At 75.5% G+C, this 9677-nt stretch carries 8 protein-coding genes; 4 read left to right on the forward strand and 4 right to left on the reverse strand.

What is annotated here, in order from left to right; translation table 11 throughout:
• Window positions 1-20 precede the first annotated feature (20 nt).
• The 3 genes from RKE29_RS09145 to RKE29_RS09155 all read left to right on the forward strand — a co-directional run bounded on the left by RKE29_RS09145 (window position 21) and on the right by RKE29_RS09155 (window position 6841).
• Window positions 21-1229, forward strand: coding sequence for a MinD/ParA family protein (locus tag RKE29_RS09145; RefSeq protein ID WP_312004595.1), 1209 nt, complete (start codon window positions 21-23; stop codon window positions 1227-1229).
• 50 nt (window positions 1230-1279) lie between these two features.
• Window positions 1280-5293 carry a type VII secretion protein EccCa gene (eccCa, locus tag RKE29_RS09150; RefSeq protein WP_312004596.1) on the forward strand — a complete coding sequence of 1338 codons (4014 nt, stop codon included), beginning with the start codon at window positions 1280-1282 and terminating at the stop codon, window positions 5291-5293.
• Window positions 5294-5416: 123 nt separating this feature from the next.
• Complete coding sequence (locus tag RKE29_RS09155; protein WP_312004597.1) at window positions 5417-6841, forward strand: DUF6177 family protein; 1425 nt, start codon at window positions 5417-5419, stop codon at window positions 6839-6841.
• A 176-nt stretch (window positions 6842-7017) separates the two neighbouring features.
• On the opposite strand, the gene RKE29_RS09160 is transcribed toward RKE29_RS09155, so the two are convergent.
• The 4 genes from RKE29_RS09160 to RKE29_RS09175 form a co-directional block, all read right to left on the reverse strand.
• Window positions 7018-7521, reverse strand: coding sequence for a hypothetical protein (locus RKE29_RS09160; protein ID WP_312004598.1), 504 nt, complete (start codon window positions 7519-7521; stop codon window positions 7018-7020).
• Complete coding sequence (locus RKE29_RS09165; RefSeq protein WP_312004599.1) at window positions 7518-8045, reverse strand: hypothetical protein; 528 nt, start codon at window positions 8043-8045, stop codon at window positions 7518-7520. Before RKE29_RS09165 ends, RKE29_RS09160 begins: the two co-directional genes overlap by 4 nt.
• On the reverse strand, window positions 8042-8236 hold the full coding sequence (locus RKE29_RS09170; protein WP_312004600.1) for a hypothetical protein: 195 nt from the start codon (window positions 8234-8236) through the stop codon (window positions 8042-8044). The genes RKE29_RS09165 and RKE29_RS09170 overlap by 4 nt, the downstream gene beginning before the upstream one ends.
• Before the next feature lie 49 nt (window positions 8237-8285).
• Window positions 8286-8501, reverse strand: coding sequence for a hypothetical protein (locus tag RKE29_RS09175; RefSeq protein WP_312004601.1), 216 nt, complete (start codon window positions 8499-8501; stop codon window positions 8286-8288).
• A 181-nt stretch (window positions 8502-8682) separates the two neighbouring features.
• Between RKE29_RS09175 and RKE29_RS09180 the strand changes: the two genes are divergently transcribed.
• Complete coding sequence (locus RKE29_RS09180) at window positions 8683-9444, forward strand: GntR family transcriptional regulator (RefSeq protein ID WP_312004602.1); 762 nt, start codon at window positions 8683-8685, stop codon at window positions 9442-9444.
• Window positions 9445-9677: the final 233 nt, after the last annotated feature.

Here is a 9677-nt window from a genome sequence, read left to right on the forward strand (position 1 = left end):
GGCGGAAGAGAAGGGCGGACATGCCGAACGCGGACAACTGGCAGGGCGACGTGCTCCGCTCGCTGCGGGGCGGTGGGGCGCCCGACGCCCAGGGCCCCGGCAACCAGGCCGATGGTCAGGTTCATGACAGCACCGGCGCCCCGGTCCACGACACGGCGTACCAGGACGCACCGCGTCCCAGGGCACCGGTGCCAGGTGCCTGGGAGGCGTCCGCCGCCCTCGGCCCGGTCGGCGCCCAGCCCGGCCCTGCCGCCGGGCCCCATGCCCCGGCGCGGGCCCAGGAGCCGGCGCCCGTCCGCGGCGGCCACGCCCCCGATTCCCGGCCGGTCGTGGACCGGGACCTCGCCGCCGCCGCGCGCAGGCCGCGGCGCGGCGAGCCCTTCACCGCCCGGGCCGGGCGCGCCCTGCGCCGTACCGTCTCGTCCTCCGCCGCACGTGAGGTCGCCGAGACCACCGCGACCGCAGAGATCCTCCAGCAGCCGGTGACCACCGGGCGGCAGATCGCCGTCACCTCCATCCGGGGTGGCGCGGGCAAGTCGACCGTGGCCGCGCTGCTCACCACCGTGTTCGCGCACTACCGGCAGGATCCGGTGCTGGCCGTGGAGGCCGATCCGGCGCTCGGCTCGCTGCCGACGCGGCTCGGCGCTGAGACGCTGCGCTGGACCACCGGTGACCTGGCTCGGATCATCGAGCCTCAGATGTCGCTGCTCGAGGTCACCGGCTACCTGGTCCAGCTTCCGGACAACGCGTGGCTGCTGCCCGGCAGCCGGGGCCAGATCGGCGCGATGCTGGACACCCGGGCGTACGAGCGGGTCATGGTGTCGCTGCGCCGCTACTTCGGTGTGACCGTCGTGGACTGCGAGACGCTGCCCGCCGAGGTCGCCCGGACGGCGCTGTCCGCCGCCCAGGCCCGGGTGCTGACCACTCCGGCCACCCTGGAGGGCGTCACCAGCACGCACGCGGTCCTGGAGTGGATGCGGGGCCTGCCCCGGCAGGTGATCGACGGCACGGTCGTCGTCCTGGCCGAGCAGGTGCCCCACGCCGGTCTGGATCCCGCCACGGCCGCCCGGAAGCTCGCCGCCACCGGGGCCGGCGTGCACGTGCTGCCGTACGACCGGCATCTGGCGGCGGGCGGCCCGATCCGCGCCGGGCTGCTGGCGCGGCCGACCGTGGACGCCGCCGCGCGCATCGCCGCGGACGCCTTCCTGCTCTCCCAGCAGCGCCGCTGACCCGTGACGCCCAGCCCGGCCCCCAAGCCGACCGCGAACGACGGACGACGATGACGACCCGACTGATCCACCGCCCGGCCAGGACCACCCGGCCCCCGGCCCCGCCCGAGGCGCGCACCATCGAGGCCCCGCCCAACCTCCCCGAGGGCAAGGCGGGCAACATCGCGATGTCGCTGCTGCCCGTCGCCGGGGTCATGTCGTCCGTGGTGATGATGACGGTGGTGCGCAACAGCCGGTTCGCCGGGCTGGGCGCGGTCATCCTGCTGGTCACCGTCATCGGCTCGCTCGGGCTGGTGTTCTCCCAGCGCGGCAGGGCCCAGCGCACCCGCCGCACCCAGCGGGAGGCGTACCTCACCTACCTGGAGGACCTGCGCGAGGAGCTGGCCGCCGAGGAGCGCGTGCGGCGGGAGCGGGCCGACGTGCTCAACCCGCCGCCGGACGCCCTGTACGACATCGTGCGCGACCCGGCCCGGCTGTGGGAGCGCCGCCGCCCCGACGGCGACTTCCTGCGCGTACGCGTCGGCACCGGCGAGATGCCCGTACGCGACCTGACGGTCGCCCAGCAGGGCTCGTCCGTGCTCACCCCGCCCGACCACTTCATGCTCAACGAGGCGTCGGCGCTGGTGGCCCGTTTCCGCACTGGCACCGAGCTGCCGCTGACCGTGCCCCTGGACCGTGCGGGCGACGTCAGTGTCATCGGCGAGCGGGAGGACTGCCTGCGCGTCGCGCGCGCCCTGCTCGTCCAGACCGCCGCCGCCCACGCGCCGGACGACGTGGGCCTGGCCCTGGCGGTGCCCGGGGAGCGGATCCGCGACTGGGAGTGGGCGAAGTGGCTGCCGCACCTGCTGGACCCCGAGCAGGCCGACGGCCCAGTGCCCGCCCGCCGGATCGCGCCCTCGCCGTCCCAGCTCGCCCGGCTGGCCGGCAGGGAGCTGCGCCGGCGCGCCGGGTACGCGGCCGAGGTGCGCCGTGGCCTGTCCGGCAGGGACGCCCTGGCCATGACCTCCCGGCTGCTGGTGGTGGCCGACGGGCACGGCGAGGACGCGACCGAGCTGCCGCGCCCGGACGACGCGGTGGACCTGCGGGAGATGGGCGTCACCGTGCTGCACCTGCTCCAGCGGCGGGTGCAGGAACCGGGGCAGGTTAGCGTGCGGATCACGGTGGACGGCGACCACGTGGCCATCGAGGACCTGCGCGGCCCCGAGCCGGTCGGCGCGCACGGCGCGGTGGACGAGGTCGGCGTCCCGTTCGCCGAGGGACTGGCCCGGATGCTGGCACCGCTGCGGCTGTCGGCCGAGTCGGTGGCCGACGCGCCGCTGTCCGGGCCGGTGGACTTCGCCGGCCTGCTGGGCACCGAGGACGTGGCGGGGCTGGACCTGGACCGGCTGTGGGCGCCGCGCGGCGAACGGGCCTTCCTGCGCGTGCCGATCGGGGTCAGCGACGCGCACGAGCCGGTGCTGCTGGATCTGAAGGAGTCCTCCGAGCTGGGCATGGGCCCGCACGGCCTGTGCGTGGGCGCGACCGGTTCGGGCAAGTCGGAGCTGCTGCGCACGCTCGTACTCGCCCTGGCGGTCACGCACCCGCCCGAGGACCTGGCGCTGGTCCTGGTCGACTACAAGGGCGGCGCGACGTTCGCCCCCTTCGCCGGCCTGCCGCACGTCGCCGGGGTGATCACCAACCTGGAGAACCAGGCGGGCCTGGTGGAGCGCGTGCACGCCTCGCTCGCCGGCGAGGTCAGACGCCGCCAGCAGGTGCTCAAAGACGCCGGCAACGTGGCCGACATCGGCGACTACGCGGCGCTGCGCGCGAGCGGGCGATCCGGTCTGGAACCGCTGCCGCACCTGTTCGTGGTCATCGACGAGTTCGGCGAGCTGCTCACCGCCAAGCCGGACTTCATCGACCTGTTCCTGTCCATAGGCCGCATCGGCCGGTCCATCGGCGTACACCTGCTGCTGTCCAGCCAGCGCATCGAGGGCGGCCGGCTCAAGGGCCTGGACACCTACCTGTCGTACCGGCTGGGCCTGCGGACCTTCTCCGCGGACGAGTCCCGCACGGTGCTGGACACCACGGACGCCTTCCACCTGCCGCCGCTGCCCGGCTTCGGCTACCTGAAGGTCGACACCAGCCACTACGAGCGGTTCAAGGCCGGCTACGTCTCCGGGCCCTACCGCGGCCCGGTGCGGCACGCGGAAGAGGAGGACACCGGGCCGCTGGTGCTGGAGTACCCGGCCTTCAACACCCTGGCCGACGCGGCCGGTACGAACCGCGCAGGCGCCGAGGAGCCGGTGGCGCGGCGCCGGGAGACCGGGCCGACGGAGCTGGGTGTCATCGTCGGGCAGCTGGAGCACGCCGCCGAACCCGTGCGTCGCATCTGGCTGCCCCCGCTGCCCGACGCCATAGCCCTGGACCAGGTCGCGGGCCCGCTGGAAGTCGGCCCGCGCGGCACGCGGCTCGCCGGGCGTGCGCCGGGGAGTGGCGGCCGGGAGACCGGCCGCGGCCCGCTCCAGGTGCCGCTGGGCCTGCTGGACGACCCGACCCGGCAGTGGCAGGGCCAGTGGTACCTGGACCTGACGGTGGCGGGCGGACATGCGGCCGTCATCGGCGGCCCGCAGTCCGGCAAGACCACGCTGCTGCGCACGCTCGTGCTCTCGCTCGCCCTGACCCACACCCCGCGGGAGGTCGGCGTCTACGGGCTGGACCTGGTCGGCGGCGGCCTCCAGGCCCTCGCGGGCCTGCCGCACATGGGCGGCGTGGCCGGCCGCGCGGACCGCGAGCGCGCGGGGCGCACCGTGGAGGAGGTGCGCACCATGCTCGCGGCCCGCGAGGAGCTGTTCCGCGAGCACGGCATCGACTCCGTCGAGCAGCTGCGCGCCCTGCACGCCGCGGGCCGGCTGCCCGAGCTGGCCTCGGCCGAGATCGTGCTCGTCATCGACGGCTTCGGCGCGCTGCGCGACGACTTCGAGGAGCTGGACGACGCCGTCGCCGACGTCCTCAAGCGCGGCGGCGGCTACGGCGTGCACGTCGTCGCGAGCATGCTGCGCTGGAACGACGTGCGCATCGCCGTCCAGTCGAACTTCGGCACCCGGATCGAGCTGCGCCTGAACGACCCCGGCGAGTCCAGCATCGACCGCAAGCTCGCCCAGACCCTCTCGCCCGACGAGCCCGGCCGCGCGCTCACCGACGGCAAGCTGTTCGCGCAGACGGCCCTGCCCCGCACCGACGGGCTCACCGACACCGCCGGCCTGGGCGCGGTCCTGGAGCGTACGGCCCGCACGATCCGGGCCACCTGGAGCGGCGAGGTGGCACAGCCCGTACGGGTCCTGCCGCGCCTGCTGGAGCCGGGGCTGCTGCCGGGCCCGGTGGCCGAGCCCGTCCGGGTACCGATCGGCCTGGACCAGACGGCGCTCGCACCCGTGCTGCTCGACCTGTTCGAGCACGACCAGCACCTGCTCGTGCTGGGCGACAGCGAGTGCGGCAAGACCAACCTGCTCAAGGCCGTCGCCGACGGCTTGGTCGAGCGCTACGGCGAGGACGACCTGGTCTTCGCCGTGTTCGACCCACGGCGGTCGCTGCGCGGCGCGATCCCCGAGGAGTTCCGCGGCGGATACGCCTACAACGCCAAGCTGTGCGCGGCCCTGGCCGCCGGAGTCGCAGCCCAGCTGGAGAGGCGGCTGCCCGACGAGAGCGCGGACACCGAGGAGCTGCGGCCGGGCGAGTGGGGCGGCGGGCCGCGGATCGTGGTCCTCGTGGACGACTACGACGTGCTGACCACAGCAGGCCAGGCACCACTCGCGCCGTTCCTGCCGTACGTTCCCTCCGCCGCCGACATCGGCCTGCACTTCGTGCTGACGCGCCGGGTGGCGGGCGCCTCACGCGGCATGTACGAGCCGCTGGTGCAGGCCCTGCGCGAGTCGGGGGCCTCGGCGGTGGTCATGACGGGCGACCGCGGCGAGGGCCAGCTCTTCCCGGGTGTGTACGCGAGCCGGCAGCCCGCGGGCCGCGGGGTGCTGGTCCGCAGGGGGGAGCCGAACCGCCTGATCCAGACCGTGTACGTGGCGCGGTGACCGCCGGCGGCCGCCCCCGGCGGACACCGCACAGCCTCGCACACCGGCCACCGCCCCCGCTCGCCAACCGCCGACCTCGCACACGGACCGCACACGACGGACGACGAAGGACCGGACGACCCCATGACCAAGGACGTCATCACCCTCACCCGGAAGATGCCCGACCCGCTGAGCGTGCTCGCGGGCCTGCTCTCCGGCGGCCCCGACAAGCTGGTAGAGACGACGGGCGAGGACGCCGTCGTCCAGCTGTGCGACATGGCGGGCCGGCCGCTGGTGTCCGTGGAGGCACCGCTGTTCGTGCAGGTCGCGGGCGAGGCCGAGCGGCTGCTGGGGGCCACTGCGCCTCCGGTGCCGTTCTGGTGGACCGAGGCCCGCGCCACCACCGGCGTGGCAGAAGCCGAGAGGATCGCGGGCACCTTCGCGGCCCGGCTCGCCGAGCTGGCCGACGGCTCGGCCTGGCCGCCCGAGGCCGCGCGCTCGCTCGCCGTGGTGCCCGGCGAGGGGGTGAGCGTCGCGCCCGCGCCCGCGGCCGCACAGCCCGCCGTCGACGTCCTGACCGACAAGGTCGCCGTGGTCATCCAGGACCGCCCGGTGGTCGCCATGACAGCGTGGCTGTCGGACGCGTTCCGGGCCGTCGCCCAGGGCCGGCGGGGTTTGCAGATCGTCACCTCCCCGGGCACGGTCCTCTCCCCCGCCGTCCGGGCGGCCCTGCCCGGCTGGCCGTCACGGTGGGTGGTGCGCGACGAGCGGGCGGGCTACTACGACGGGCTGTCCGGTGCCGTACTGCGTTGGCAGGACGGACTGTTCGCGCCGGTGGAAACGCCCGGTGCGACGGCCGACGACCCGCGCACTCCGGTGGCGGAGTCCTTCCAGGAGACCGCGGACACCGGCGAACAGCAGCTCGCCGTGTCCTTCCGCACCGTCCACCCCGCCGACGACCGCCTGGTGCTCGGCGGCGCCCTGGAGGCGGTGTGGCGCGAGTTGACCGGCGCACCCCCGGCGGGCTGGGGCACGGCCGAGCCCGCGAACCTGCCCTGGTCGCCCCGCCAGGTGACAGACGTCGCCTTCGACCGGGCGCCCGAGCCGACCTGGCTGGTGGTCGTCGGCGACCCGGCCCGCCCGGGCCTGGCCACGGTCCGCATCAGCCGCACGACGGCGGGCGTCGAAGAAGACGTCACGCTCGCCTTCGGCTACGGGCCGGATGAGGAGCCGCCGCTGGCAGCGCTGCCGCGGGCAGCGGAGGCGCTGGCCACCCGGCACCGCCTCCAGTCCATGCTGGTGCAGCTCCGCAGGGCCCGGCGCGATCTGGCGGTGCCACCGCGTTTCGAGGGCCCCGGCGTGCCGCTGGCCTTCGTACTCGGCGCCGAGGAGGTGCGCCGGATGCCCGGCGACCGGGCCCGCCGCACCCCGCTCCCCGAACCGCCCCGCCCGCTCGGCCCACGGACCCGCCCCGCGCTCTACTACCCGCTGCCGGGCAACCCGTCCGACCTGTCGGGCTGGCAGGACTTCGAGCGCCTGATGCGGCATCTGAAGGGTGCGGAAGGCTAAAGGCTGTCCCGCGTCCCCGGCGGGCTCCCGACGCCGGCTACGGGGTGGCCCGGCCCGTCGACGCCGTCACCCGGGGAACGGGTGGCGTCGGCGGGCCGGGCCGGAAGGGGCGGGCGCGCTGATACTGCTGCGTCCGGCATCGGGGGCTGCCGGAGGTCAGCGGGTCCGCCCCGGTCTCAGGAGGGCGGTACGTTCCGGACGTGCAGGCAGCGGCGTCCGGCCCGCACGTCGGAGAGCTTCAGCCGTCTGGCCGCGCCGCAGGTCAGGCAGCGGCAGGACCAGCCCACCGAGGCCCGGCCCGGGTACGTCTCGATCGGCTCGAAGCCCGCTTCGCGCAGCTCGGCCGCCGCTTCCACCGGGGTGACCGGGGGCGTACGCCGACGGTCCCGCCGCTGACTCGGCCACCGGGCCGGGGCCGCGGGCGCCGGAACGGGCCAGGGCTCGGGGTCGAGGTCGCCGGTCACGGTCTCGGGTGCGTCCCGCACGTCGCAGGGCCCGCCGATGAGTACGCCCAGGCTCGCCGCGTACTTGTGGTGGCAGCGGCAGGCGCACCGGTCCGCCTCCCGGCACAGCGCGTGCGCCTCCACCACTCCGCCCGGCCGCCGGGCCACCGCGCACTGCGGCGACACCCACCCCTCGCCCCCGGACCCGCCCAACGCGGGTGCGCCGGTCCCGATCACGCGCACCCGCCCTTCGCGCGGCGCGGCCCGCCGCCGTCGGGCCCGCCGCCGGGCGGGACCGGCGGCGCACCCCGGTGCTCCGCCACGTCGGTCACGGCCTCCAGGCACTCGGCCAGCCGGGCCACGAGGTAGCGCAGCTGCGAGGGCTCGGCGTGCCCGGTGATCAGCAGGTCCCGGGCGTGGCCGAGCAGCACGCGCGCCATCTCCAACCGCGCCGCCTCCGCCGCCTTAGACCGCTCGCCCCGCTCCTCGGCGATCCGCAGTACCCGCGTCAGGGTCGACGCCAGCCGGATCGAAGCGGCCCGCAGCCGCCCCCCGTCCGCGCCGGTCACCGACGGCGTCCAGTCCCGCACCGCCGCCAGCAGCCGCCGGGCCGCGAGCAGGTCGTGCTCGGCCAGCACACCGGCCAGCACGCCCACCGGACCCGCACCGGACCCGCCGCCGCCGGACGCCTCGGCCGCGTAGCAGGGCAGGCCCGCCACCGTGGCCCACGGCAGCAACCGCAACCCCGTACCGCCGGTCACCGGCCCGCCTCCGGTCCGTGCTCCCGGTCGGTGTCCCGCATCCGGCACCGGGGGCACTGGCACTGCGGCCACTCGCAGGAGGCCGGAGCGAAGCCGCTGCCCGCCTTGCTGACGTACGAGACCGAGCTGACCTCGGACCGCTCCCCGGTCACCGGGTCGAGCCGGTAGACCCGGATCCGCATCACCGCCACGCCGTCACCCCCGCCCGCGCGACGCGCACGCCGTNGACCCGGATCCGCATCACCGCCACGCCGTCACCCCCGCCCGCGCGACGCGCACGCCGTGGATCCGGCGCGGCCCGATGTCGATCCCGTACGCGGCCAGCGCCGCCGCCCGCCGCCGCCTGCGCGGCGCGAGGCGCTCGGCGCGAGCGGCTCGCCATCCAGAAATCCGCTGCCCCAGCGCGGCCAAAGCCGTTGCGAGGCCGCCCTCAGGCGTACCGATACGATCCGTCACGGATCGTCCTCCTGTCTGCTCAGGTGGTCGGTCAAGGCCCGGCCGGGTGGTGACGCACCCGGCCGGAGCCGCAGTCAGGCCATCGCCCTCCGTATGGGCTAGCCCTAATGTCAGGATGGTGGCGCGTCACGGCGCTGTCAACAGGGCTATCCCTAAACTGGCCAGACAAGGAGGTACGGACATGGGATACCGAGAACTGGCCGCCGATCTGCGACGGCGCATCAACGAGGGCGAGTTCGCCGTCGGCGACACCCTCCCGAAGATCACGGACCTCATGAGTGAGTACGGACTCGCCCGACAGACCGTCCGGGACGCCATCGCACTCCTGACGGACGAAGGGCTCGTCGTCTCCATCCGCAAGCGGGGGACTCTCATACGGGGCCGGACGCCTGTCCGCATCCCGCTGAGCCGGTACCAGCGCGTCCTGGCCCCCGGCGGGACCCGGGGCCCGTGGGAGACGGCCACGGCGGAGCAGGGACTGGACGGCCACATGACGCTGGTCAAGGTCGAGCACGTCGCCGCTGATGACACGATGGCCGCTCTGCTGGAACTGGCCCCCGGCGACCGGCTCGTCCACCGCGTGCGGCACGCGGCCATCCGGCCGGACGACATCGTCCAACTCCAGCTTGCGTGGTATCCGGCCGCCCTGGCCGAGGCGGCCGGACTCGCCACCGCGGAGAAGATCGAGGGCGGGATCTACGGCGCGCTCGCGGCAGCCGGTCGCCGCCCGGCCACCGTGAGCGAGACCGTACGGGCACGCCTGCCACTCGACACCGAGGCCACCCAGCTCCGCATCGGCGGACGCATCTGGGTGCTCGCCATCGAGCGCGTCACCCGGGACGCCGAGGGCCGCCCGCTGGAAGCCCTACGGGTCGTCGCCCCCGCCGACCGCGTCGAACTGGCCTACGACGATCTCCCGCTCGCGCAGGAAGAGAAGCGCTGACCGCCCAAGCGCCGCCAGGGGAGCCACCGTGCAGCCGCCGGGTTCGGATCCAGACCGGTAGACCGGGGGCGCACCCGCGGGCCGGAGGCGGTGCCACCGAGGCCGACGCGGCCGGGTGGTGAAACAGGCCCACCGGCCGCAGCGGAACGCGCCGCCGTCACCCCCGCGGCGCCAGCGCCTCCCACCGCACCGTGACCTCGCCCTGCCGCCACCGCCCCGGCCCGTCCGTCAGC

Origin of the sequence: Streptomyces sp. B1866, assembly GCF_031932565.1 — a bacterium.
In the GTDB taxonomy this organism is placed as follows: domain Bacteria; phylum Actinomycetota; class Actinomycetes; order Streptomycetales; family Streptomycetaceae; genus Streptomyces.